Origin of the sequence: Chitinophaga terrae (ex Kim and Jung 2007) (genome assembly GCF_900107795.1) — a bacterium.
Classification (GTDB): domain Bacteria; phylum Bacteroidota; class Bacteroidia; order Chitinophagales; family Chitinophagaceae; genus Chitinophaga; species Chitinophaga terrae.
The window spans coordinates 75,199-98,658 of sequence record NZ_FNRL01000008.1 but is presented as its reverse complement, the minus strand read 5'-3'; the positions used below and the strand labels follow the sequence as shown (position 1 = coordinate 98,658).

Genomic DNA, 23,460 nt, shown 5'->3' with positions numbered 1-23,460 from the left:
TTTTCGCATGAAAACAGGAGTATTTATAGTGGATGATCATTACATGGTGATAGAGGGCATTCGTTCCTTATTGCAAAATGAAAAGGATATCGAGTGGCTGGGGCATGCCATGAACGTGGCATCCTGCCATGCTTTTTTAAAACAACAGCTACCAGACATCATACTGATGGATGTGAACCTGCCTGACCTGAGCGGCATAGAGCTCTGCAAAGAGGTTAGGCAGCTTTTCCCTTCTGTTTTTGTGCTTGGGTTAAGCACATTCAACCAGCGGCCTGTTATTCAAAATATGATAGACAATGGCGCTTCCGGCTATATATTAAAAAATGCGACAAAAGAGGAGTTACTGGACGCGATAGGTACGGTCATGAAGGGAAAAAGTTTTTTGAGCTTTGATGCTGCGCTTTCAATGAAAGATCCAATCGATAAAGCTCCCCTGATCACCCGCCGTGAAAAGGAAATATTGCAACTGATAGCCGAAGGGCTTACCAACGCCGAGATCGGGGAAAAACTCTTCATCAGCATCCCCACTGTGAACACCCATCGCAAAAGCCTCCTGGAAAAGTTTGGCGCAAAAAATACCGCAGCGTTGATCAGTAAGGCAAGCAAAAGTGGTATCCTGTAAGGGCACCAAGGTATGGGAAACATCCCCCACTATCTCCCTGCACGCAAAACAAACCTCGGATGCTCAAAATAATCAAACCCCAGGCCTCCCCTTCTGATCTCAATCTCTACACTGTCAACATCCTCAACGGCCATCCCATTATTCAATGTCAACTTCCGGGTAGCGCCATCCTTTTTGATTTTCACCCAGTAATATTTCCTGTACCGGCTATAGCTGTCGCCCCGCGATATTACCGGTAATGTTTCTTTTACAACTGTTTTACCTGCAAACAGGTAGTTTGTAGAAAGCAGCAGTGCAGGCGGTATCCATGATACCAGGAGCAGCATAGTTCCAATATGTAAGACGCGGGAGTCGATACCGTCAAACAGGCGGGTGAGCCAGGTGCGGCATTTGCGGGCTGCCCACCAGGCAAGCGGTATACCGGCGAGTAAAAACAACAGTAAGGGCCATACCAGGGGTAGAAGGGTAGATTCGCAGAACAACCATTGCAACACATGCAGCAGTATAAAAAAGAGTGCGACCACGACGAACCAGATCCCTTTCAGGATTTCTTTCAAACTAACTTTCTTCTTCTTTTCTGCCGGCATAGACAATTGATATTCGTCATCTGAAAACAGCTTATTTACTTTTTCTGATAAACCGCAGATCGTTCAAAAGCGAAGCAAGCCAGTTAAGACTTGCTTCTTCTCAATAATAATATTGTTACCCCACTGCTTTGTTCAGTGCAACAATAGCCGCCTTAAAATGCTCTCTTGCAATCACAAACTGGAAATTGACTTTTCTCAAAGCCACTCCAAAACTTAAGATGTTAATATCTGCCTGCGCCAGCGCGGCTGTAGCCCTGGCTAACAACCCCGGTTGGTCCATGTTAGAGCCCAGCAGGCAAACCATTGCAATAGGCTCAACTGTTACGTGTTCGTATTTTTCTTTCAGGTCGCTCAATAACTGCGGATTCAAATCGCTTTCCCAGATAACAATACTGATGCTGTTGGCGCTGGTTGCCTTAAATGTATAGCTGATACCATAACGGGCAAATACCTGCATAATATCGAGATCGCTTCCTACTGCGCCTACCATCAACGGATCATAGATATCAATGAGCAGTTGCTGATCCGAACCGGTAATAACCTCTACTCTTTTCTGTTCGGAAACATAGTTTTTAGTGATCAGCGTTCCCGGATGTTCCGGTTCAAAGGTATTCTTGATACGGAGATTGATACCCGCTATCTCCAGCGGTTTTGCAGCTTTAGGATGGATCGCTTCCATTCCCACATCGGCCAGTTGATCAGCGATATCGTAGTTGGTATACCCAACAGGCTTTACATTCTCCACTCCTACCAACGCAGGATCGGCAGTCGATAAATGATATTCCTTGTGTATAATAGCCTCTTCAGGTTGAAGCAGTTCTGATATCCTGCTGAAAGTAACCTCAGAATAACCCCGGTCAAATTCTCTCATGATGCCCTCCGTTCCTTTTACATACCCGGTAGCGATGCACAGGCAGGTTTTAAGATCGATGGCTGAAAATATGTCTTTAATACGTTCGTCGATCGTCAGTGAGCGCCCGTCATCCAACCCGCTCAGGTCTGCCAGTGCTACATTAAGCGCCTTGTTGCGCAGGATGTTCGTCAGTACAAGTGCCGAATGGCTTTCACCTACCGAAGCCAGGATCTCCCGCACTGCCAGCAGGATGCCTTCATTGAGATACCCCGAGGCCAGCATTGTGTTGGCGCTATCCAGATAGGTGAGCACCCGGCCGATAATAGCATCAGTAGCTTCATCGGCATAGGCTACATCCAGCCCGAGCGGCTCATAGGAAGCGTTCAGTTGTTTAAGATGAAGCCTGACAGATTCCAGCGCTTTATGGTAGTCATTTCCTGTTGCAAACTGGTGATAAGCGCCAGGGGCTTTTGTTTTCTTGTTCTCCAGCAACAGGTTCGTAACGCCGGAAAAGGCAGAAACAACGAAAACCCGGTTGTATAAGCCATCGCCTGAACGGCCATAATAAATAATATTCTCAATTACGTCTTTTAACGCACTCATGGAAGTGCCGCCGATTTTTTCAACTGTTAGCATGCTGCGAAGCTATATAATTTACGATTGTGATACAATAGAGCGCAAAAAAGGCAGCCTCAAAAGAAGCTGCCTTTCCCTTTCAATGATTTTCACTTAGTGGAGCGTTACAGTTCCGATAGTCGAAACCTGGCCCACGGTCACATTCACATTAGTAAGCAAAGTATCTTTCAGGATACCGTTGCCGGCAACAGCAACATTGTAAGCGCCTGCATTCAGTCCGGCTACCAGGAATGCGCCGGTAGCGTCAGGAATGGCGGCAGCAACAGTGTCGGTGTTCTGAATTACAAATACCCCTTTGGAAGATAAAGGAGGCAGGATGATACCTTTAATAGAACCGCTTGTAGCCTGGGTATAACTGCGGATCACCGGTTTCAGGATATACTTGCCATTACCGGTAGTAACGATCGAACGGTTAGCATCGAAATCCAGCCAGAGGCGGTAGTCGATACCGGCGGTAAGATTGGCCTGTACATTCAGTTTTAAACCGGATTGCTGCGCAGATGGCGTTTCCAGAGGATAAGTAGCGCCATCTACTACTACGCTGTTGTTGGGGCCAAGCACCAGGCGGATCTGTGAAATTTTTCCTGCGGGAATATCATAGGAAGCAAGCAATGTGTCGACCCCATTGCGGAAATCAAGCAGGTTGTAAACACCTGGCCGCAGCAGATGGAGCGACTGCCAACCATTGTCAGCGTCGGTAGTGCTGTTTACCATTACATCCTGGATGTCGATATACACTTTGTCGTAATGTGCAGGAGCATCGGTCAGGTAAACGCTGAATTTGGAAGTGCCGGAAGTGCTGTCATCGTTCTTGGTGCAGGCACTAAACAGTATAACAGTTGTGGATAATGCTGCAAGACCAGCCATGATTTGGTTTTTCATTGTGCTTCAGTTAGTTATTTTAACACAAATTTAACAAGACATGTGTCAAATTATATTATCTCAATAAACAATACATAAAAAACCGGTTAACATGGCATTTAATATTAAATTAAAAGCATATAAGTAGTGAAACTTAATTGGAAGGCTTATTCATAACTAAAATTTAGTAAACAAAACTTACAAACCTAACTGGCGACGGCCCAAATATAATCGATGCCTACAGGCCAGCCAACCCTTTCGAAATCGCTTTCAGATAGGCTTTATGGTTAGATTTCGTAAAAACAATTTCCCTGCACTGGTTAAACCGTGCAAATGCCTTTAAAGATTGCACCAACTTCTCAATAACACTGGCATCAAGCTTAACATCCTCAAAATGGAGATTATGAACGATCAGCACTTTTTGCTTACGGTCGGCCTTCGCATCCATCCTCGCTATAAAAGTATCCCCTGCCAGTACGGGCAACGAAAAATACCCATACTTGCGTTTGGGCGCAGGCACAAAACATTCTATCTGGTAATCAAAATTGAAAAAATCTTTTAGCCGGTGCCTGAAAACATTCAGGATATCGAATGGCGAAAGGATGAAAACATCGTTGGATAGTTTGATGTTGGTTTTCTGATCCGGCAACATATATAACGGGCCTTTGACCCCTTCCACACTAACCAGTTTCAACTGCCCCGCCTTCACCATTTTCTCCAACTCCTGCTTAACAAGATTGCCTTTTACACGCCGGGCGCGCCAGGCTATCTCCCTGGCACCGGAAATGCCAAGCGCTCCAAGGGTACGGCGAATAACAAAACGGGCGTATTCTTCTGGCGTAGGCATGGTCTGATCTGTATCGCCGGGTACCAGGTTCAATGGCAGATCATATACCTTCTGGAAATTTTTAGTGCGACTGATCAACAGCTCTCCTTCAAGATACAATCTTTCCAACGCTATCTTTGCAGGCCGCCAATCCCACCACCCGGTGCTGGCATCTACCCGGTCGTTTTCAAAATCTCCTACCTTCACTGCCCCGTCGCGTTCTACACGGTCCATGATCTGCTTCCTTAGCCTGGTTTCAGCCTGGGAAGCCGATTCATATTGCGCTTTAAAAGCCTCCTTAACAGGTAAGGAAAACCGGAAATCCTTCATCGGAAGAAAACCGGCGTCCGAAGTAAAATATTCATAGACCTGGCCATCGTCGCACAACTCAGTTAACCAGGCAAGCTGGTAATCAGGAATCCGCGCCGCCATCACATGATGATGTGCGCGTTCTACTACATAATTTGTATCCAGTTGCACGAACCCTAAATGGTCGATCACCTGGTAAACCGCCGCTATTCCTTTCCCGAACTGCGCTTTGCGGGCGAGTCCCGCTGCCTCAAGGATGACCTTCCGCGCCTGCTGCTTTGTAAGATTAATGGCTTCCATTTTACTAAAATAAGTTAAAAGTATAGAATTATTTTTCGTCCTTCTTCAGGCCTTTTTCGTGTAAAAAACAAATTATTAACCCCGGCATCCGCTAGGTTTACGCAAAAAATGTTGATATGAAAAAAATCTGCCTGCCCTTTTTTTGTATGTTTTGCTTTACCTCTTCACAGGCACAGATCTCCCTGCTGGATAGCCTGTACAATATTGCGCAAAAAAACTCCATTTACTCTGCAGATGCAGATTGGAAGGTTCTAAAAGCAAAAGGCTACCAGCAACTGGCTCCCTCCGGGCAAGACAGCGTTGCAATTGTACTCCCTAATTCAAAAACTGCAGGCGCCTCCTGCCCTTCCGGCCACCGACCACTTTTTTGTAAAATCAGGTATCCGGGGCGGAGTTGTGAAGATCAACACGGATGATATTATCCTGGTAGAAGGCGCTAAAAACTATATTCATATTTATCATGGCGCTGAAAAAACAATAACGCTGATGAATATGAAAGATATTGAAGCCGTATTGCCATCCCGCTCTTTCCTGAGGGTGCATAGATCAAGCATTATCGCCACCCGGCATATAGTAAGCATGGAAGGCGATCTTGTTATCCTGACGCACGGGCTGAAAGCGGTGGCAGGACCCAGCTATAAAGATGCGTTGCTGGCCTGGGTGCAGGGTAATTTGCTGAACGGGTGAGCGCTTTACCAATTTTCTCTGCCCTGATATACTTTCCTGAAAATTTAAGCTATGTTTACAGTGAATATATCCTGACTATTCAGAAGTTTTAGGCGCCTATTTTTCTATACTTTTCCAATGCGAATCGGTCAATAATGCGAACTCGTTCACACAGTTTTTTTGATAGTAACCAATCTAAGTGATCGATTTTTTTCTATTTCCCACTGCAAAATTTTCAAACAAGTTTCAAATACTTGCATGTAGAAGCAAAATTTCCGAAAATTAACTTTAGATGAGCGGACGTCTCGTCAGCTTGTGTACAGCGTCAACCATTTATACAAATATAGTTTTCCAGTTGATAAATATGGCGGAATATCAAATATGTACCGTCCATCAAGTATGATATAGGCGCTAAGCGGGATACCTGCAGCGGTTACGTCGAGTTGAATATTACCGCCAATTACGCCAGAACCTCTTGTGTTACCCAGCGTCGGATCTGGCACAATTATCACACTTTTTGAAACAACGGTTCCTGGTCCAGAATAAACAACCTCCTGATTTGACAAGTACTGCCCTGCAAGTACTTGTGTCGTACTTCCGACCTCGCGAGTAACGACTACTCGCAAGGTAAAAACTACGTTTGCTGTCACGGGAAGTAACATCATGATATTTTCGGTTGCCTGAATTCCAGTCATTAGAAAAATAAATTCACCTTGATTATAATCCGTAAAATCAACAGACTCAGTACGCGCATTCAATGGCGGGTTGGAATGATGAACATCTCTGATTGAATCCTTATTAACAACTGTGCTATTTAGAAGAAAATTGAAAAAACAATAAGCTTCCTTAAACGTCTTAAAGTCCGACGAATCTATATTTCGAGTAGGTTTTTCCGGAATGTTAGTGTGCAATAATGTTTCTAATTTAGCCTTGTATTCTAACTCTGATAAATCCTCTACATCGGGTTTCACATTATCATTTTTTTTGCAGCCGAATAAGATCAAACATAAGATTAGCAATTTGGAAGTTGTTTTCATAATCTATTATTTTGTTTGGTTGAATACCTTCCCAAAAATAGCCGCGAATTGGGCCTGAATATTCGAGATTGATTTATAAGATTCTTAATAATTATAAGGAAAACTAAAGGGTCAAACTATGGCGCAGCTAACAAATTCTATTATTAGTTCGATCTATAGGTTACAAACCTTAAGATATAACTTTAAAGTAAAAGTTAAAGAAGAAATAACACCTAGATAAATTCACTAAACCATACAGTAATACAAACAATACTTCAATTGATAAAAAGACTGTTGGATATAGTATACTATTACATTACCTAAATTAATTAGCTTTTCTTAGAAAATGTTTACCTTTCCCGTAAGGTTATTATAAAAGATTTTTAATGAATGCTACCATCGGTTGTTCATTGCCCGCCATCCTGATTCGTATATTTCCCTGCGGGCTTTCTACGAAATTGAAATGGCATATAATTTCAATCCTGATACCGCTTTGGCAAAGTTTCAACGCTTTCCCAAACATCAGCAAAACTCCAACCTGGGTAAGAAACTGCTTGAGATGATAGAGATAAGTCAACGGACCAATATAGGAAGGATTCAATGCGGAAGCAGCAAAGCTATATGGGATTAAAGCCATTCCATCCAATTTCCTTGTTGATCCCAAAGGTGTAATAGTCGGAAGAAACCTGCGGGGAGAGGAGTTACAGGCAAAACTGGAAACTTTACTGAAATAATGCTGGCCTGAAATCAATTCCGCCAGTTGAAAATTTAGCTCACTTTAGACGGTTTGCAGGCTGTTAGCTTGCAAACCGTTTTTATTCAACCTCCTTCTCCATAATCTTTACTCCCTTCCCTGTGATCCGCTTTTTATGCTTTAATCCCCAATCGCCCAATACCGTAATTATCTGCTTCAGCGACCTAGTGTATTCTGTTGGCAGGTATTCTACCACAACCGGCGTCTGGTCTGCCTTTACAACTCTTTTCACCAGGCCGTTCAACTCCAGGGATTTCAGTTCTGCTGATAATACCCTTGCGGAAATTCCTTTAATGGTCCGCTGCAATTCGTTAAAACGATGATAACCTGTTAACAAGGCAATAAGGATGCGGAGCTTCCACTTGCCGCCGAGCACATATATGGCATCTTCCACTGCCGACAGTTGAGCCGCACATTTCGCCGCTTTTACTTCATGTTTTTCCATGTGTCTATGCTGATTAATTACCTAAAGGTTAGCACTAACCTTTAGTTTACTACTAACCTTTTATTAGCGAATGTACCTAATTTTGAGTCATCAAACAGCAAACCATGAAAAGAATATTGCACATTATTTCAAGTCCAAGAACGGCCAGCTCGGCCAGCCGGAAATTAGGAAATGCTATTGTAGAGAGATTAAAAGAGAAACATCCGGGCAGTATTGTTACCGTACGGGACCTGGGTAAAAACCCGTTGCCGCATCTCGACGAATCTCACATTATTTCCTTTTACACGCCTGCAGAGAACAGGACTGCCGAACAGGTGGAAACTATCAGGTACTCCGAAGAAGCGGTGAAAGAATTGCTGGACGCTGATACCCTGGTGATAGAAGCGCCTATGTACAATTTCACCATCACCTCTAACCTGAAGGCGTATTTCGACCACATTACCAGGGCAGGGATAACATTTAAGCCAAGAGGACAGGGACTGCTGCCTGAAGGGTTGCTGAACAACAAGGAAGCCTATATCGCAACCAGTTCAGGAGGCGTTTATTCGGAAGGCGAATTGAAAGGCTACGATTTCGCAGAACCGTATGTACGATCTTTTCTTTCTGTGATAGGCATCAGGGTAGCCGGCGTGTTCAGGGCCGAAGGACAGTCGCTGTTTGGACCCGAAGCAGCGCTGGAAACCGGTTTCAAGAGCATCGCGGTTTGAATGTAAAGGTGCATTAAATGCAGCTTTACATGATCCCCATTTTTTTCATCGCTTTTATTCCATCTTCACTGGTTGGGTTTAAGTCCAGCGACTTCCGGTACATCCTTATCGCGTCAGCCTTGCGGCCTGCTTCCAGCAGCGCTTCACCGTAGCTGTCGTAAGTATTGAAGTTTGCCGGCTCAATAAAAGTGTTCAGTTTAAAAGTTTCCAAAGACCACTGTTTATGCTCCGGAGCATTAGACTGGTAAAGGAAATCGTACCCCAGGAAATTCAATTCCCTGCTGCTGAAATAATAGTGAGTAGTATCACCCATATAGATATGCAGCATGCAGGCGGCATGATCCGCCCCTTCTGTCATCAGCGCCTTCGCGTAGGCCCGGACGGCCGATTGTTTTATTGATACAGGAATAGCGGCCTGCCCGTTCAGCATATACAAACAGGAGGTTACATTATCCCCAAATGTACTGGTACCATTGGTATAAGCAACAATTACCTGTTTGCTACGGAGGTTATGATAATAGAAGGTAGCCAATCCAAACTTATAGCCGCCGTGCCCTACTCCTTTTCCATAGCCGGGCATGTCGAATATTTCCCATCCTAATCCATACTGCCCTGCTCCATCTCCCCGCATGGTATCCATGTGTTCCTGGTATTCTTTGCCATTATTCAGTTTCACCGGCCTGATCGCTTCTTCCACAGAGGAAAGTGTAAGCAGTTTGCCGCTGAAGAAAGCGTTGTCGAACCTCAACATATCATCCACTGTTGTAATAAGGTTTGATGAACCCAGGCTGCCGCTGTTATTGTATTCTGTATACCTGTAACGTTTTAATTTATCAGCCTGCAAATAAGCGGTATCATAAAAAGTTGGCCTTACCTGCTGCACAACTCTCAAACTATCGGCAGGCCCGCCAACTGCAGCAATGTAACTGTTACGCATACCCGCCGGTCTGAAAATATTTTTCTCCATATAACGGGGCAAATCAATCCCCGACACTTTTTCCACAATCATAGCCAGCAGGTTGTAATTGGTATTGCAATAACGGAATTCATCTCCCGGCTTGAAATAAAGCCCTTTCTTCCACTGGTTGAGCAAAGGAAGTATGGCATCGTTGGTGATAACAGAATCAGGATATTGTTTCACTACCTCTTCATACAACTCCAGGTTCGGCAAGCCGGAAGTATGCGTAAGCAGGTGATACAAAGTAACGCCCGAAAAAGGGAAACCAGGCAGGTGTTTCTTCACTTCATCATCCAGCTTTAATTTCCCTTTATCTCTTAACTGCAAGATAGCAGTGGAAGTAAATATTTTGGAAATGGAAGCCAGGTTGAAACGCGATTGCCCTGTATTTCTTTGCGCTGTGGCGTAATTGGCATAGCCACCGGAAAAAGAATATACCTTATGCCCGTTCTCCGCCAGCGCAATATTGCCGTCGTACAGCTGGTGAGTTGCAAGGGTATCAAAATACTTTTTAAAGGCAAGCTCCCGGTCCTGCGCCGCAGCGCCAATAAAGCCCAGGCAGGTAACCAGGATAATAGCTGATCGCATAATCTTCCAATTAGTTGAGGCGCCAATACTATAACATTTCAACGGCCAGCGATCACCCCTGGGATGAACAGTATCGATCCTGTGACGAAATGTCGCTTTTTTCGTTTCTTTGCAGGATCAAGCGGTATCATTTTTATGAAAAAGGCAGAGGCTACAAGACTCAACATCTTACAAAAAGCATTTGAACTGATCTATGTTAAAGGTTACCAAACCACGAGCATAGATGAGATACTGGCTACTACCCAGGTTACAAAAGGCGCTTTCTATTACCATTTCAAAAACAAGGATGAAATGGGGCTCGCCATTATCGACGAGCTGCTGAAACCCTCTTTCGACGCTACTTTCATTCAGCCGCTGGAAAAAGAAAAAAATACCACGAAAGCCCTGTACGATATGATGTATGAGCTCCTGATGAAAAATGATTTCCTGAAAGTAGAATACGGATGCCCTGCTTCCAACTTCACACAGGAAATGGCCCCCTGGAATAAGGCGTTCACCAAAGCCCTGAATAACCTTTCAGAACAGTGGAAACAGGCGATCATCAAAGCCGTGGAAACGGGGAAGAAGAACGGTATGGTAAACGCTAAGACCGACGGCGAACAGGTGGCGGTTTTCATCATGTCGGGCTACTGGGGTATCCGGAACCTGGGCAAACTCAAGAACAGCAAATCTGTTTACCAGGTTTACCTGAAACAATTGAAAAACTACCTGGAAACATTGCGATAAATTTTTTTGACAAAAAACATACTAGTTAGTATGTTTTTTTCTATACCTTTACCGCGACAAAAAATTCACAGAGATGGATATGCATTTTACGCCAACCGGCGCCCCGGGCGCTGCGGGAGATATTTTGCTTTTTATGGCCGGCAGAGGAAATAACAAAAAACGTTTTGTAACATGTACCAGTCGCTAACTTTTCTTCATTCTACTCTTCGCTGGCTGGTATTAATAAGTTTGCTTATCGCCATCTACAGGGCAGGTAAAGGTTATTTCAGGAATGCCGTTTTTACCAAAAGCGATAATGCAATAAGGCACTGGACGGCTACCATAGCGCATATCCAGCTCCTGGCAGGCATGGCGCTCTATTCGCAAAGCCCGGTCATCAAGTATTTCTGGAAGAACTTCAGCACCGCAAAAGAAACGTTCGACCTGTTGTTTTTTGGGTTGATACATAGCCTGTTGATGTTCACCGCCATTATCGTTATTACCATCGGTTCGGCTATGGCTAAACGAAAAGCGACCGGCCGGGAACGGTTTAAGACCATGCTTACCTGGTATGCCATTGCTTTACTTATCATCTTCCTGGCCATACCGTGGCCGTTTTCACCTTTTGCTAACAGACCTTATTTCAGATAATTTATGAAATCGTTATTTACCACGCCCATCGGGCGACTGCGCATCATCAGCTACCTGGAAGGTATTTCGCTTCTTATACTTTTATTCATTGCAGTGCCTTTGAAGTATGCATCCGGTTTACCGGGTCTGACAAAATTAATGGGCCCCATTCACGGCCTGTTATTCCTTCTTTTCATATTCAATACCATCAGCGTGGGTGTAGAGTATAAATGGAAGTTTAAAGACACTACCTGGAAAGTGATCCTTGCCTGCTTTATTCCTTTTGGTACTTTTTATATAGATAAAAAAATATTGAGTAAGATATGAAAAGATGGATGATCATTGCCGGCCTGCTGCTCCTGGTATATATCGGGTACCGGGTTTACAGGTTCTATACTTTAGACAAAGGACTCGACAAACTGGTAACAGAAGGAGCGATCATACTGGATGTAAGAACAGCATCCGAATTCAAGACGGGGCATATAGAAGGGGCGGTCAACATTTCATTGGGTGAGATCCGCCAGCGGTATGTTGAACTGGATACTTCCAAAACCTATATAACCGTTTGTTCCCACGGCCTACGTAGCGTAAAGGCAGAAAAGCTGTTAAAAGAAAGAGGGTTTAAAAAAGTCTATAATGGCGGAGCATGGAGCGATTTCCAGGCATACCTCAGCAACCATAAAAAATAACTTAGTAGTACTACTTAGAAATCTACGTGTTTTCCCTCTTAAATTTTTTCCGTAGCGATAAAACTAAACAGCTACTTATTTTTGCGATGTTGTTTGCAATAACCCTGCAAAATGACACTGGCAGCTAAACTGTAGCAGCTGCCAGCATGCTTTTAATCCCAAAATAAATAACACATGTCAAGTAATGTTTTAGTACCCGGTCAGGCATTGTACCGCGGTCAAAGCCTCTATTCCAACGACGGAAGGGCTTCTTTTATCATGCAGCACGACGGCAACGCCGTATTATATCTTTTTGATGGCCGCTCGCCCTGGGGCAGCTCTTCCGATGGCACGGATGCAACACATATCGTGATGCAGGAAGACGGCAACCTGGTAGTGTATAACGAAGGAGGACATCCCTACTGGGATTCCGGCACCTGGGGAAATCCCGGCGCCTACTTCATCCTCCAGGATGATGGCAACGGCGTAGTATACAATAACCAGGGGCAATGGCTGTGGGATACCGCTACCGACCTGTTGAAACCTCTTCCTTCCTATAACCAGGGAGGCGGCAACCGCCTGTACGCCGAACAGGGGCTGGGCCACGAAACACAACTGGTATCGCCAAGAGGCAGGTATAACCTCACTTTCCAGGCAGACGGCAACCTGGTACTTTACTCCAACGACCGCCGTGTTCTTTGGAGTCCTAACACTTACAACAAGGGATGCCGCTTTGCAAAAATGCAGCAGGACGGCAACTTCGTGATCTACGATAACTACGCCAACCCTAAATGGGCTTCCAATACTGCCGGCAACCCCGGCGCATACCTGGAACTGCAGGATGGAGGCAATCTATGTCTCTTCAGGGCAGATGGACACCTGCTCTGGAGCACCAAAACCCAGGAACTGGAATACCTGGATAATGATACCATCCGTTTCACCAGGGAAGTGCCATACGATGGCGATATCTTTGGCGGAGGTTTCAGCGCCAACATCGTTATCACCATGCACAGGGATGGCCGTGTGAAGTTTGTAACTACCGCCAGGAAAAGTGGCATACAGGATTATAAGTTCGGAATCAGCGCTATCATAGGCGGTCATACTATGAAACTGGCCTACCAGAAATCAGGTTCCGTTGCCGGCAGCTATTTCGGAACAAAGTATAAAACCTACGAGGAAGAACATCAATATCCTGCTGTTGCAGCATACTTCGACGACTTCAAAGACAACGCCATTCTCCAGACGGCCACACAATATAAAGGCACCATACAGAGTTATGCAGAAGGATTGATAAAATTTATCATCAACATGAATGTTGGTACCATACTGGGACCTTTCATGCCTGTACTGGTTGTAGGAACAGAATTAATTTCCCTCTTCTCTACCGGCAGTCTTATACCCGGAGCCAGGGTCATTAACGGCATGTTATGGCTTCGCGGACCGGAAGGCATTATGTACGCGGTAATTGCCGGTACGCTGGCCGACCTGGGATCTAACACCCGGGATATTACCCAGGCAGAATATGACTACGCCAACAATCATGTATTCAAAGGAAAACTGCCGCCAAAAGACATTATCAAGATCAGCGACTCTTCAGGTATGGGCGGCGCAAAATTCGTATTCCCCGATGCAGATGGACGGATCATTATGAACATGGGTAAGAATCTTTACCAGAACCCATTGTCCAGCGCGGCGCTGTTCATGCACGAAATGACCCATGTGGCTCAATGCCATGCCTGGGGCCATCTTACCTACTCCAACAAAACATCCTGGATACAGGTGAAACAGTTCCTGGAAGGCGGCCAGTATCATTACGACCAAAGCCTGCCTGATCATATACCGTTCACTGATTACAATCCTGAGCAACAGGCTGAGATCGTACAGGACTGGGTAACATTACTGATCAGCAAGGGAATGGATGAGAACCATCCGGATGTTATAGGTTCCAGGGCTTACAGGTTTATTGCGAATAACGTAAGGTTGGGCCATTATTAACAGTTCTTCATAAAAAACCAATTCCTCCCTGCAAAACAGGGAGGAATTGGCATAGTAAGACAAAAAAAATAAAAATATTAATACCCCGGGTTAGGCGTCACACTTGGATTAGCCGCGATTTCCAGTTCAGGGATCGGAAGCTGGCGGCGGTCGTCCGTCACTTTCACAGTTTCATAGAACGAATATGCTTTGGCCCCCATGTTCTGGCGGGTAAAATCCACATTTAACCTTTTCAGGTCGAAGAACCTCAATCCTTCAAACGCTAATTCCTTCCGCCGTTCTGTAAGGATGATATTCAGCAACGCAGTACCTGTCTGGTTATAAGCCGCCAGGGAAGGATCTCTTTTTTGTGCTACCATATTGAGATACAGTCTTGCATTCCCTTCATCATTTAACCGGTAGTATGATTCGGCCAATGTCAGCAATACTTCTGCATATCTCAGCAACTTGATCTCATCACGATCTGCATTGGAAGTGTTCTGGTACTTGTTGATATAGTTCACGTTGTTGGCGCCCCTGTCTGCCTGCACAATCAGGTCGCGGCGCATATCGGTGGCTGAATAAAGCGCATAGGTATCATCCGTTACAAGAACATCTCCCAGGTTGGCGCGGGAATACAACCAGTCGATACCTTCAACACCGTTATTGGCGGAAGCGGAGTTGTTCAGTTCAAAGATGGTTTCCAGTTTATCTGTACGGGCGGCATTCGATCCCCAATAAGTATTAAACGCAGCCTGGTTGGCAGCAAGCGAATATCCTCCTTTTTCAACAACCAGCAGGGCGGCATCTTTAGCTTTTGCATAGTCGCCGCGGTAGAGATACGCCCTTGCCTGGATAGCTTTTACCGCATACCTGGAAATAAAATTGGTATTAGCCGCATGAATAGCAGTAGTTGTTTCAGGCATGATGGCGAATGCCTTATCCAGGTCGGAAATGATCTGGTCGTAAACCGCCGAAACCTTCGACCTTGCAGGTTTGATCAGTGCGCCGCCGATGTTGGTAGGCACAGTAACTACAGGAACGCCGTCGGCATCAGGATATACCGTTGCAGGTTTGGCATAGAAGTTCACCAGGTTCAGGTATAATAAAGCCCGCAAGGCGTAAGCTTCTCCTTTCAGTTGATTTACGTTGGCAGTTTCAGGCAAAGTGGAAGCCAGGATGCGGTTGGCCTGCAGGATGGCGTAATAGCTCTGCGACCACATCTGCAGGTTCTCGGCATTGTTGCCAACCCAGGTGTAGTTATTCCACATCAGAAGACGGCCGGAGTTGGAAACGCTCATATAGGTATTATCTGCCAGCAGATCGCCCCATACCAGCGCATTACGGCCAAAGAGGAAATAGTTGTCGAGTATCCGGTAAGTTCCTGCCAATGCTTCTGCCATGTTGCTTTCCGTAAGTATGGCGCTTTGTACAGAAACCCCTACAGAAGGTTCTTCATTCAGAAAATCTTTACCGCATGATGTGGCCATTGCAGCCGCCAGCAGCAGACCGGATATATATGCTTTTGTTCTTTTCATGAGTCGCAGTTTTTAGAATCCAACATTAAGACCTACAGTATATGTCCTGAATTGCAGCATACCCTGGTTATCGTAACCGGAATAGTTGACTTCCGGATCAAATGGCAGACGGTTATCGTAGGTCCAGGTATGCAGGTTTGTGGCGCGTCCATACAGGTAAAGTTTATTAATGCCCAGTTGGCGAACCAGCCCTATGTTCTTGAAGTCGTACCCTACTGTGATATTCTTCAACCGTATATGATCTCCTTTGTACAGGCGGTAAGTGCTGACAGAGTTATCAGATTTCGTTGTGTATTTAGGTACATAAGTTTGCTGCCCCGGCGTGGTCCAACGATTATCATAGATGTATTTATACTTGTTGTAGATATAGTTGGAACCGTTGGTGAAATACACGTCGGAAGCGCTGTAAACCCAGTAGCCCAGGTTATAGGTAAAGTCTACAGAGAGGCTGATGCCTTTGTAGGAGAAGGTGTTGTTAAAGCCGCCAGTATATTTAGGAAGGGATTGACGATCCAATACTACAAATTGTGCATCCGCATACTTATTTGTTTTGGAAGCATGCGTTCCATCCACATAGTATAACGGATCACCGTTTTCAGGATCTACACCTGCGTACTCCTTCATGTAATAAGTGTTAAAGCTATACCCTTCTTTCAGGTAGAATTGCCCGTTCTGAACAGGCGTATTGTCTGGCAGCTTCGTGATGGCGTTGCGGTTCATCGCCAGGTTAAAGTTGGTATACCAGTTAAAATCTTTATACCTCACTACATCCCCTTTCACTGTAAACTCCCAGCCTTTATTCACCATTGCGCCGATGTTCTGGCTTACAGCAGAAAAACCGGTGGTATAGGAAGTAGGGATAGAGCGGATCAAGCCATCTATATTATTGCGGTAATAATCTACTGTCAGCATAAAACGATCTTCGGCAAAACCGATATCGATACCGGCGTCAAACTTTTTGGCTGTTTCCCAGCGCAGATCAATGTTCCCGATAGCGTTGTACTGTTGCCCGTTCAATCCTGCATAGCCGTAAGCGGCGCCGTAGCTGGCCTGTGGCACCCATGCATAGTTGCTCAGGTTGGCGTTGCCGGTAGTACCATAAGAAGAACGGAGTTTCAGGAACGACATAATATGTTGTTTCCGGAAGAAGGCTTCTTCGTGCACGTTCCAGGTGCCGCCAACAGAGAAGAAGTTGGCGTATTTGTTATTGGATGCAAAACGGGAAGAACCGTCACGGCGTACAGAAGTATTGATGGCAAATTTGTTGCGGTAGTTTACATCCGCCAATCCATATACTGTTACGAAAGAATAATTGCTGTATTGGCCATAGGTGCCAAGCGGGTTGGCGGCATTGGTCAATGCCGTCAGGCTTTCATGAGCCGCTGGGAATCCGCCCCCATCTGCAGCCAGCAGGTATTCCTTGGAGCGTTGCGCTTCGTAACCGACAGCAGCGTTCACGTAAAAGTTGTCGACGCCCGCAATATCATAACGGTAATCGAGTTGGTTACGGGATAGCCAGTTGAAATATCTTACATAGTAGTTTTTGCTTCGTCCGTTCAATCCGGCGTATTCTCCCATTATTGCATTGAAGAAGGAAGTTTCTTCCAGGGTGTTGTAGTCGGCGCTGAAGTAGGAAGTATAGTTCAGTTTATCCCATATGTTCCACTTCAGTTTCACGTTACCGAGTACACGTGTTTCTGAAAGGTACTTTTTATCGTTTGCCGCTATCCATAAAGGATTATAGATACCGGGGAAATTGGTGTCGCCTTTTGTTTTGTTGTTGATGGTACCGTCGTCGTTATATGCCAGCTGGAAAGGACGCAATGCGCGGGCAGCCCAGGTTGGGTTGGAAGAGTATTGTGTGCTGGCGGGCGTATTTTGCCCCACATTCGACACATTGATCCCTGCGCTGAGCACCATGCGTTTATTCAACTGGTGATCGAAGTTAAAAAGGCCGGAGAACCTTTTCAGATCAGCGCCGATGGTAGTGGCTTCCTGGTTGAAATAACCGGCAGATCCGAAGATCTTTGTTTTATCTGTACCGCCGTTGAAGCTCACATTGTATTGTTGTTGAGTGCCGGTACGGGTGATAAGGTCGTACCAGTCGTTGGATTTCCCGCTGTTAATACCATAAGATTCGGCGATCGCATCTACCTGCGCAGGAGTGGAACCGCCGTTCAGCAAACCTTCGCGCAACAGTTCCGCGTACTGGGCGCCGTTGAGGGGTTTGCCTGCATCAGGAGGCGGGAGCTGGCTGGAAACGCCGGTTTCCGCATCGACCCGTACCTGGGTTCTGCCGGCTTTACCACGTTTGGTAGTGATAATAATTACGCCGGCGCTTCCCCTGGAACCGTATAACGCAGTAGCAGCGGCATCTTTCAGTACATCAATGCTTTCAATGTCATTCTGGTTCAATCCTGAAAGCGCATTGGCAGTAGTGGTGTTATAGCCTAACTGCCCCGAGTTTACGATCATGCCGTCTATGACGATGAGCGGGCTGGAAGAGAGGGATAAAGAACCCAGGCCGCGGATACGGATATCCACATTGGCGCCGGGTTGGCCGCTGGTTAAAGGCGCTGTAAGACCAGCTACCTGCCCCTGTAATGTTTGCGCGAAGTTCGCGTATGGCTTGTTTTCCAATACGCGTCCGCCAACGGTGCTGATAGAGCTGGTACTGGCGGCTACTGTGGTGACGCGGTAGCCATCTTTCACCACTACTTCGTTCAGTGTTTTTACATCCTGCTTCAAGGTAACGTTGATCACGTTTTTGTCGGCAGGCCGTTCAAGCGTTTCATACCCTATCATTTTAAATACCAGTTTAGCGCCATCCGGTACCTGGTTGAAATGATAACGTCCCTGTTCATCTGTTATAACAGCTTGCGTAGTGCCGGCAACGGCTACTACTACGCCAGGCATTGGATTACCTGCTGCGTCTTTTACAATGCCGCTTACGCTCATTACGGTATAGGAGAGCGGCGATCCGGAATACATGACACCTGCGCGGGCAATGGCGGTTGGCAGGGCGAGGGCGCCGGCCATTACCGAGCATACTGCGGCCATTTTCGCAAGTCTGGAAATGCGAAGGCCATTCTCAATATGAATTCTGTAATCCATACGTTTAGTACAATAGAAGATGAAGAAATATTGATTTTGATTGATGGCATAAACGCCCATTAATGGGCATTAATAAAAGGCACTGCGAAAGCGCTTGAATTGTTCAATTTTAAGCCATAGGCACTTATTTATATGTGATTCAAAAAGTTACCCCAATAAATTCCCTGCCCGTTTTACAACCGGCTTTTCAAAAAGCAGCATTTAAAAAATGTACGGATGCCCTTATAGTTTTTCAGTTAGTCCGATGGAATTACGCTGATTTTGGTTTTGCTATTATGTAAACAAATATATCTATTTTATGTAAACACTAAAACTTTTCTTTAAAATTATTTTTAGCACTCGATAAATAATATAATATATTGATTTTCAATATTAATATTGGACCAGTAAGGAAAATGTCTATAGACCAGGTAGATAAATGTATACAAAAACAGGATTTAGGCTATTAAGGAAAGCGAGCTTTTTTGTGTACAAATTAGGGCGGCGCCCGCCGAAACAATGATTAGGGCACATGACTATTACCAGGGTTAACAGCAAGCCTTATGGCTTTATTTTTATCTTTAACAACAGGCTATTTCTTCTTCCTGATCAATTCCTTCGCCAACTCCATCTCCCTGTCAATTCCGTTCAACACATCTTCAATTGTTGGCTCTACAGGATAGTCAGGCATTATTCCATCACCCCATTTTTCATCCCGCAACTTCCTTACATCCTGCCTGAGATCCACAATAGAAAACGTAAGTAAAAGCCCTGTATGAGGCAAACGATAGGTAACAGGCGTATGGCCGGTATGGCCGTAATAGCCGCCCAGCGTTTCCTGCCCGATTACTACCGGGCGTTTATCACTTTTTACCATGCTTGCAAACAACGAGCCCGCGGATGCGACGAACGGACTAACCAATAAATAGACCTGCCCTTTGAACGCCTTTTGGTTCGGGCGCCATTTTTTATTGAAACGCTTGTTCAGGTAATACTTACCGTTCCTCTCAATATTATTCTCTTCCTTCAATGTCTTCTCCAGGTCCTTTATTTCATCTTCCTCTTCTTCTACATAATACTCCTTCAATGGCACGGTGTTAAAAAGGGTAAAGGCAACCGTGTTTTCCCTGAACCTGCGCCTGGTCAGGTAAGAATATAATAACAGGTCGTTTGGATCATTGCCTCCCCCATTCTCCCGTACATCTACTATAAGATCAGGAACATTTTGCTCTTGAAGTACGGTAAAAACCGAATCAAGGAACTTTGCATATTGCTTATGCCCTTCACTTTCAGGCCCGCCTACCGCAAAGGTGTTTATAGTCAGCACTCCTGTTTTTATATCGTCCAGGTACCGGAACATGTAATCTTCTTTTCCTTTCTTTTCCTGTTCTGTAATGAAACGTTGCCTGTAGTTTTTAATATATTCCTTGTAGGCTACGGCAGCAAGCGTTTCGTTCCGAAGCAGCCCGTTATCTTTGATCACCACCAGGAAAGAATCCTGTTCTCCATATGCCCTGTAAATATAAGCAGGCGTCCAGTTGGTTTTCAGGAAGGCATATTTTCCGGTTTCATTATGCCCGTCGGTGCTTACATACCTCGATACCGCTTTCGCAAATTCAGGCGCCGCTACTCCGTTTACTGAAACAATTTCTTTCCCTAAAGGGATATTTCCCAAAGCCATACCGGTATAAAGTTTCCCGCTTAAATACCTTAATGGCAATGGGAAAAATATCTTCTTCCTGTTTAACACGCTATCCACCGCATCCGGGTAATCCAGCTGGTTATGACAGCTTCCTGTAAAATCAACTATCTTCCACACAATATTGTAAAAGTCCCTGTATCCTGTCTGATCATTGATCTGCAGCCTGCCCGCCGCAAAAGCGCTATCCACCTCCTGTTTGGAGTGATATTTATATAATCCCGCATTGGCCTGTTCAAAAACGGATTGAAAAACGCTGAAATCCTCCAGGAGGGAAGATTTACTCAATTGTTGGGCGGCAGCAATATAACCGGGAAACAGCAACGCCAGTAGCACGCCGGGAAACACCTTCATTTAACTGTTATTTACCGGCCAAAGGTAAACGACCTGCCGGTACCCGGCTTGTATAATATTGGTATTTTATCGCTGCTGTTTTTTAAAGTCGTTAGGCGAAACGCCTACATACTTTTTAAAGGTATGAGAGAAGTGAGGCAGATCAGCAAACTGGTAATTATAGGCGAGTCCCGTGAGATCTGTAGTCCGGGTGATCTGTTCCTTGGCGGCAAAAACCTTTCTCATCAGCACATAGTTCATAGGCGTCAATCCTGTAACCGCCTTAAATTTCTTAACAAACCCGTACTTATTAAGCATAGCAATTTTTGCCAGCGCTTCCAGTTCTATTTTATCGTCCAGGTGTTGCTCTATGTAACCGATGATCTCAGAAAACTGTCCTTCCCTGAAAGCGGCATATTGCAAGGTATCCGCCTTCCTGCTATGATGATACAATTGTTGCAGGAATGACCTGAGGATCGCGTCATCGTTCGTTAAAGTCTCCGATCTCAGTTGCCGGATCAATGCTGCAAAGAGGTTATTCAGCTGCATATCCCGCACCTGCCGGTTATCGAACAAGCCGGCTTCTCCCTTCAGCAGGTATTTTACCAGGTCATTGGAAATATAGATGGTATCAAAGTTCACCACGGCATCCTTGTCTACCATCGGGTTGGCATGCAGTTCACAGGGATTGGTAATGGAAATGCTTCCCGCTTCGGTGTAAACGGACCTGTCTTCCAGTTCAATATTTTCAACGCCTTTCCTGATCAGGGAGATACAAAACGTTTCATGGAAATGTTTTGGAAAGCCCTGGCGCTGGTTTTGAACGGAGATGTATGAAAGGTCGTTTTGCATAGGATGAAGGTAGTGAAATACTTCTAATTTATCGAGTATATAAGGCAATTTGTACAGGAGGTTCAAAGATTATAAATTGCTGCGTATTAACTGGATAAAAGTACTTTAAACCCGAATGAGAAGTTTTATAAAAACCCAAATACCTATATTAATTTCCGCTTTAGCCCTGGTAACAATATCAAACTATTCTTCCAGCAGCCAGGTACGACAACAAGGATTTAAAGTCACCATACCGCATGACGTCTTTTACGATGCCAAAACCGGCTGGGGTGAAGTATATTCCTTTAAACCGATCACGATAGAATATCAGCCTGCACAGCAACTGATCATCTTCAGCAGGTTAAAGGTTCCTGACAGCCTTCATATCACAGATATAACGAAAGAAGAGCTGGCAGCGCTTCCGCAAAAAATAGGGAATTTTCAACTGCTGGGCGAATTTGAAGACTATAACCTGCCCCCGGATTTTCTATTTCTCTATTATGTTGATCCGAAGACCCATGATGTATTAGAACTCGGAAGAAGGATCAAAGATGCCCAGGGCGGAAAAAGATACTGGAGAGCACTTCTTTTCATGCAAGACAGTATCAACTACCTGAAAAACATCCAGCCATATCAGGATATAAAAAAATAATCCTGGTCCCGGGAACATGCGGAGATGATACAGCGACTAATACTGCATCATCTCCGCTCTTCATATTTTTCCGGGCCTCAGAACCATTTCAGCAACTGCAACAGGTGATCATACTGCAATATCGCCATCAGTAATATCACCAATGCGAGAATGATCTTTACCATCAACCGGCTCCTGTTCAATTGCTTTGCATTTTTATTTATCACTTCTGTTGTTTCCATAACAATTCAGTTTAAATTTAATTTAATCACTTTGGGCGCAGGCACTACTTTAATTACGTTACCTGTTCGTACCTGTACGCGAATGGTGCTTATATTTTTTATTTTAGACATAGTCTGCTAACGCGTTTTCCGGAAATTCTCGGGTGTCACCCCGGTATTCTTCTTAAAGAAGGTAATAAAGTAAGATACGCTTTCAAACTCCAGCTTCCGGGCGATATCCGCTACCGGCAGTACTGTATAATGCAGCATCCGCTGGGCTTCCAGGGTAACCCTTCTTCTTACCAGTTCCCCGCTCGAAAAACCTTCGTACTTCCTGCAAAGCTTATTCAGGTAATTGGTTGTTACATTCAGCATCCCTGCATAGAACGAAGGCGCTTTCTGTGTTACAAAATGTTCTTCCAGCAGCAATTTAAACTGTTTCACTTTCTCTTCCTGGGTATTTTTCTTTGCCGGCATGAAACCGGTATCGAATTCCCGGTCTAACCGGCAAAGGAGAATATTCAGGAAAGATCTCAAAACACTTTCCACTCCTTTGCCCTGTTCCCGGAACTCGTCCTGCATACACGCCAGCAGGAGTTTCCACTCCCCGGCTTTGAGGTTATCCAGGCGTATATCACAGCCATACTCTTTACCCAGGAATGAAAAGCTGGAAAGCATATTGTTGTTATAGCGGATAGAAAAGAAATCTTCAGTAAAGCAGACTATCTTTCCAACCGCAGCACCATTGCTTTCCAGGCTGAATATACTGCCTGGTTTAATGCAAATAACCTTTGGATGTTCGAGCCGGATAACAGCGCCGTCAACAATCGCCGCTCCCTGTGCCCGTTCTACGAACAGCAATATGTAAAACTTACGCCTGTTCGGTAGTTCCAGGAAACGGTATTTTTCCGGCAACTGCTTCAGATCATCCATCCAGAAGTATTCATTTGCCCCCTCAAATACGGTGATCGGCAAAAGAGTTATTTCCTCTGTTTTCATACTTATGTTT

Annotated in this window: 23 protein-coding genes; 9 read left to right on the top strand and 14 right to left on the bottom strand. The window is 45.0% G+C overall.

From position 1 onward, the window contains the following. The first annotated feature begins 7 nt into the window (after window positions 1–7). The gene (locus BLV62_RS10610) at window positions 8–622 is read left to right on the top strand and encodes a response regulator (RefSeq protein WP_089761427.1); all 615 of its coding nucleotides are present in this window, start codon (window positions 8–10) and stop codon (window positions 620–622) included. Window positions 623–651: 29 nt separating this feature from the next. On the opposite strand, the gene BLV62_RS10605 is transcribed toward BLV62_RS10610, so the two are convergent. From BLV62_RS10605 to BLV62_RS10590, 4 genes are all read right to left on the bottom strand, one after another. Beyond that, the gene (locus tag BLV62_RS10605; protein ID WP_089761426.1) at window positions 652–1,209 is read right to left on the bottom strand and encodes a hypothetical protein; all 558 of its coding nucleotides are present in this window, start codon (window positions 1,207–1,209) and stop codon (window positions 652–654) included. Window positions 1,210–1,324: 115 nt separating this feature from the next. After that, a complete protein-coding gene (locus BLV62_RS10600) occupies window positions 1,325–2,698 on the bottom strand; it encodes an aspartate kinase (protein ID WP_089761424.1) in 1,374 nt (457 codons plus the stop codon). A 93-nt stretch (window positions 2,699–2,791) separates the two neighbouring features. Beyond that, window positions 2,792–3,580 carry a DUF4382 domain-containing protein gene (locus tag BLV62_RS10595; RefSeq protein ID WP_089761423.1) on the bottom strand — a complete coding sequence of 263 codons (789 nt, stop codon included), beginning with the start codon at window positions 3,578–3,580 and terminating at the stop codon, window positions 2,792–2,794. A gap of 217 nt (window positions 3,581–3,797) precedes the next feature. Beyond that, window positions 3,798–4,994, bottom strand: coding sequence for a winged helix-turn-helix domain-containing protein (locus BLV62_RS10590; protein WP_089761421.1), 1,197 nt, complete (start codon window positions 4,992–4,994; stop codon window positions 3,798–3,800). A gap of 306 nt (window positions 4,995–5,300) precedes the next feature. Here BLV62_RS10590 and BLV62_RS10585 point away from each other — a divergent pair, with 306 nt between their 5' ends. Further along, a complete protein-coding gene (locus BLV62_RS10585; RefSeq protein ID WP_168927801.1) occupies window positions 5,301–5,681 on the top strand; it encodes a LytR/AlgR family response regulator transcription factor in 381 nt (126 codons plus the stop codon). A 287-nt stretch (window positions 5,682–5,968) separates the two neighbouring features. On the opposite strand, the gene BLV62_RS10580 is transcribed toward BLV62_RS10585, so the two are convergent. The 3 genes from BLV62_RS10580 to BLV62_RS10570 all read right to left on the bottom strand — a co-directional run bounded on the left by BLV62_RS10580 (window position 5,969) and on the right by BLV62_RS10570 (window position 7,875). Next, window positions 5,969–6,697, bottom strand: coding sequence for a hypothetical protein (locus BLV62_RS10580; RefSeq protein WP_089761418.1), 729 nt, complete (start codon window positions 6,695–6,697; stop codon window positions 5,969–5,971). Window positions 6,698–7,046: 349 nt separating this feature from the next. Then, complete coding sequence (locus BLV62_RS28090; RefSeq protein WP_139170082.1) at window positions 7,047–7,313, bottom strand: hypothetical protein; 267 nt, start codon at window positions 7,311–7,313, stop codon at window positions 7,047–7,049. Window positions 7,314–7,491: 178 nt separating this feature from the next. Then, on the bottom strand, window positions 7,492–7,875 hold the full coding sequence (locus tag BLV62_RS10570; protein WP_089761415.1) for a winged helix-turn-helix transcriptional regulator: 384 nt from the start codon (window positions 7,873–7,875) through the stop codon (window positions 7,492–7,494). 104 nt (window positions 7,876–7,979) lie between these two features. Between BLV62_RS10570 and BLV62_RS10565 the strand changes: the two genes are divergently transcribed. After that, window positions 7,980–8,582, top strand: a complete 603-nt coding sequence (locus BLV62_RS10565; RefSeq protein WP_089761413.1) for an FMN-dependent NADH-azoreductase — start codon at window positions 7,980–7,982, stop codon at window positions 8,580–8,582. A gap of 25 nt (window positions 8,583–8,607) precedes the next feature. On the opposite strand, the gene BLV62_RS10560 is transcribed toward BLV62_RS10565, so the two are convergent. Further along, window positions 8,608–10,128, bottom strand: a complete 1,521-nt coding sequence (locus tag BLV62_RS10560; RefSeq protein WP_089761412.1) for a serine hydrolase domain-containing protein — start codon at window positions 10,126–10,128, stop codon at window positions 8,608–8,610. 135 nt (window positions 10,129–10,263) lie between these two features. Between BLV62_RS10560 and BLV62_RS10555 the strand changes: the two genes are divergently transcribed. From BLV62_RS10555 to BLV62_RS10535, 5 genes are all read left to right on the top strand, one after another. Beyond that, complete coding sequence (locus BLV62_RS10555) at window positions 10,264–10,854, top strand: TetR/AcrR family transcriptional regulator (protein ID WP_089761410.1); 591 nt, start codon at window positions 10,264–10,266, stop codon at window positions 10,852–10,854. Window positions 10,855–11,025: 171 nt separating this feature from the next. Further along, the gene (locus BLV62_RS10550) at window positions 11,026–11,484 is read left to right on the top strand and encodes a hypothetical protein (protein WP_089761408.1); all 459 of its coding nucleotides are present in this window, start codon (window positions 11,026–11,028) and stop codon (window positions 11,482–11,484) included. Between the two features lie 3 nt (window positions 11,485–11,487). Further along, the gene (locus BLV62_RS10545; protein ID WP_089761406.1) at window positions 11,488–11,790 is read left to right on the top strand and encodes a DUF3817 domain-containing protein; all 303 of its coding nucleotides are present in this window, start codon (window positions 11,488–11,490) and stop codon (window positions 11,788–11,790) included. Continuing rightward, window positions 11,787–12,152: a rhodanese-like domain-containing protein gene (locus tag BLV62_RS10540; RefSeq protein ID WP_089761404.1), complete on the top strand. Its 366-nt coding sequence runs from the start codon at window positions 11,787–11,789 to the stop codon at window positions 12,150–12,152. The genes BLV62_RS10545 and BLV62_RS10540 overlap by 4 nt, the downstream gene beginning before the upstream one ends. A gap of 174 nt (window positions 12,153–12,326) precedes the next feature. Then, window positions 12,327–14,126: a hypothetical protein gene (locus BLV62_RS10535; RefSeq protein WP_089761402.1), complete on the top strand. Its 1,800-nt coding sequence runs from the start codon at window positions 12,327–12,329 to the stop codon at window positions 14,124–14,126. A 77-nt stretch (window positions 14,127–14,203) separates the two neighbouring features. Here BLV62_RS10535 and BLV62_RS10530 read toward each other — a convergent pair whose 3' ends face one another. The 4 genes from BLV62_RS10530 to BLV62_RS10515 all read right to left on the bottom strand — a co-directional run bounded on the left by BLV62_RS10530 (window position 14,204) and on the right by BLV62_RS10515 (window position 21,620). Next, window positions 14,204–15,643: a RagB/SusD family nutrient uptake outer membrane protein gene (locus BLV62_RS10530; RefSeq protein WP_089761401.1), complete on the bottom strand. Its 1,440-nt coding sequence runs from the start codon at window positions 15,641–15,643 to the stop codon at window positions 14,204–14,206. Window positions 15,644–15,655: 12 nt separating this feature from the next. Further along, entirely contained in the window at window positions 15,656–18,757 is a 3,102-nt protein-coding gene (locus BLV62_RS10525; protein WP_168927800.1) for a SusC/RagA family TonB-linked outer membrane protein, read from the bottom strand. Between the two features lie 571 nt (window positions 18,758–19,328). After that, window positions 19,329–20,789 carry a S41 family peptidase gene (locus BLV62_RS10520; RefSeq protein ID WP_089761397.1) on the bottom strand — a complete coding sequence of 487 codons (1,461 nt, stop codon included), beginning with the start codon at window positions 20,787–20,789 and terminating at the stop codon, window positions 19,329–19,331. Window positions 20,790–20,855: 66 nt separating this feature from the next. Then, window positions 20,856–21,620, bottom strand: a complete 765-nt coding sequence (locus BLV62_RS10515) for an AraC family ligand binding domain-containing protein (RefSeq protein WP_139170079.1) — start codon at window positions 21,618–21,620, stop codon at window positions 20,856–20,858. 115 nt (window positions 21,621–21,735) lie between these two features. Between BLV62_RS10515 and BLV62_RS10510 the strand changes: the two genes are divergently transcribed. Next, window positions 21,736–22,251 carry a hypothetical protein gene (locus tag BLV62_RS10510; protein ID WP_089761394.1) on the top strand — a complete coding sequence of 172 codons (516 nt, stop codon included), beginning with the start codon at window positions 21,736–21,738 and terminating at the stop codon, window positions 22,249–22,251. 77 nt (window positions 22,252–22,328) lie between these two features. Here BLV62_RS10510 and BLV62_RS28295 read toward each other — a convergent pair whose 3' ends face one another. Together BLV62_RS28295 and BLV62_RS10505 are read right to left on the bottom strand one after the other, a co-directional pair. Next, on the bottom strand, window positions 22,329–22,472 hold the full coding sequence (locus BLV62_RS28295; protein WP_168927799.1) for a hypothetical protein: 144 nt from the start codon (window positions 22,470–22,472) through the stop codon (window positions 22,329–22,331). 117 nt (window positions 22,473–22,589) lie between these two features. Continuing rightward, window positions 22,590–23,450, bottom strand: coding sequence for a helix-turn-helix domain-containing protein (locus BLV62_RS10505; protein ID WP_168927798.1), 861 nt, complete (start codon window positions 23,448–23,450; stop codon window positions 22,590–22,592). Between the last annotated feature and the right edge of the window lie 10 nt (window positions 23,451–23,460).

Excerpts from the sequence above, each read along its gene's own strand:
- BLV62_RS10610 (WP_089761427.1), top strand. The coding sequence starts at position 8 with ATGAAAACAGGAGTATTTATAGTGGATGATCATTACATGGTGATAGAG.
- BLV62_RS10605 (WP_089761426.1), bottom strand. The coding sequence starts at position 1,209 with ATGCCGGCAGAAAAGAAGAAGAAAGTTAGTTTGAAAGAAATCCTGAAA.
- BLV62_RS10600 (WP_089761424.1), bottom strand. The coding sequence starts at position 2,698 with ATGCTAACAGTTGAAAAAATCGGCGGCACTTCCATGAGTGCGTTAAAA.
- BLV62_RS10595 (WP_089761423.1), bottom strand. The coding sequence starts at position 3,580 with ATGAAAAACCAAATCATGGCTGGTCTTGCAGCATTATCCACAACTGTT.
- BLV62_RS10590 (WP_089761421.1), bottom strand. The coding sequence starts at position 4,994 with ATGGAAGCCATTAATCTTACAAAGCAGCAGGCGCGGAAGGTCATCCTT.
- BLV62_RS10580 (WP_089761418.1), bottom strand. The coding sequence starts at position 6,697 with ATGAAAACAACTTCCAAATTGCTAATCTTATGTTTGATCTTATTCGGC.
- BLV62_RS28090 (WP_139170082.1), bottom strand. The coding sequence starts at position 7,313 with ATGGCTTTAATCCCATATAGCTTTGCTGCTTCCGCATTGAATCCTTCC.
- BLV62_RS10570 (WP_089761415.1), bottom strand. The coding sequence starts at position 7,875 with ATGGAAAAACATGAAGTAAAAGCGGCGAAATGTGCGGCTCAACTGTCG.
- BLV62_RS10565 (WP_089761413.1), top strand. The coding sequence starts at position 7,980 with ATGAAAAGAATATTGCACATTATTTCAAGTCCAAGAACGGCCAGCTCG.
- BLV62_RS10560 (WP_089761412.1), bottom strand. The coding sequence starts at position 10,128 with ATGCGATCAGCTATTATCCTGGTTACCTGCCTGGGCTTTATTGGCGCT.
- BLV62_RS10555 (WP_089761410.1), top strand. The coding sequence starts at position 10,264 with ATGAAAAAGGCAGAGGCTACAAGACTCAACATCTTACAAAAAGCATTT.
- BLV62_RS10550 (WP_089761408.1), top strand. The coding sequence starts at position 11,026 with ATGTACCAGTCGCTAACTTTTCTTCATTCTACTCTTCGCTGGCTGGTA.
- BLV62_RS10545 (WP_089761406.1), top strand. The coding sequence starts at position 11,488 with ATGAAATCGTTATTTACCACGCCCATCGGGCGACTGCGCATCATCAGC.
- BLV62_RS10540 (WP_089761404.1), top strand. The coding sequence starts at position 11,787 with ATGAAAAGATGGATGATCATTGCCGGCCTGCTGCTCCTGGTATATATC.
- BLV62_RS10535 (WP_089761402.1), top strand. The coding sequence starts at position 12,327 with ATGTCAAGTAATGTTTTAGTACCCGGTCAGGCATTGTACCGCGGTCAA.
- BLV62_RS10530 (WP_089761401.1), bottom strand. The coding sequence starts at position 15,643 with ATGAAAAGAACAAAAGCATATATATCCGGTCTGCTGCTGGCGGCTGCA.
- BLV62_RS10525 (WP_168927800.1), bottom strand. The coding sequence starts at position 18,757 with ATGGATTACAGAATTCATATTGAGAATGGCCTTCGCATTTCCAGACTT.
- BLV62_RS10520 (WP_089761397.1), bottom strand. The coding sequence starts at position 20,789 with ATGAAGGTGTTTCCCGGCGTGCTACTGGCGTTGCTGTTTCCCGGTTAT.
- BLV62_RS10515 (WP_139170079.1), bottom strand. The coding sequence starts at position 21,620 with ATGCAAAACGACCTTTCATACATCTCCGTTCAAAACCAGCGCCAGGGC.
- BLV62_RS10510 (WP_089761394.1), top strand. The coding sequence starts at position 21,736 with ATGAGAAGTTTTATAAAAACCCAAATACCTATATTAATTTCCGCTTTA.
- BLV62_RS28295 (WP_168927799.1), bottom strand. The coding sequence starts at position 22,472 with ATGGAAACAACAGAAGTGATAAATAAAAATGCAAAGCAATTGAACAGG.
- BLV62_RS10505 (WP_168927798.1), bottom strand. The coding sequence starts at position 23,450 with ATGAAAACAGAGGAAATAACTCTTTTGCCGATCACCGTATTTGAGGGG.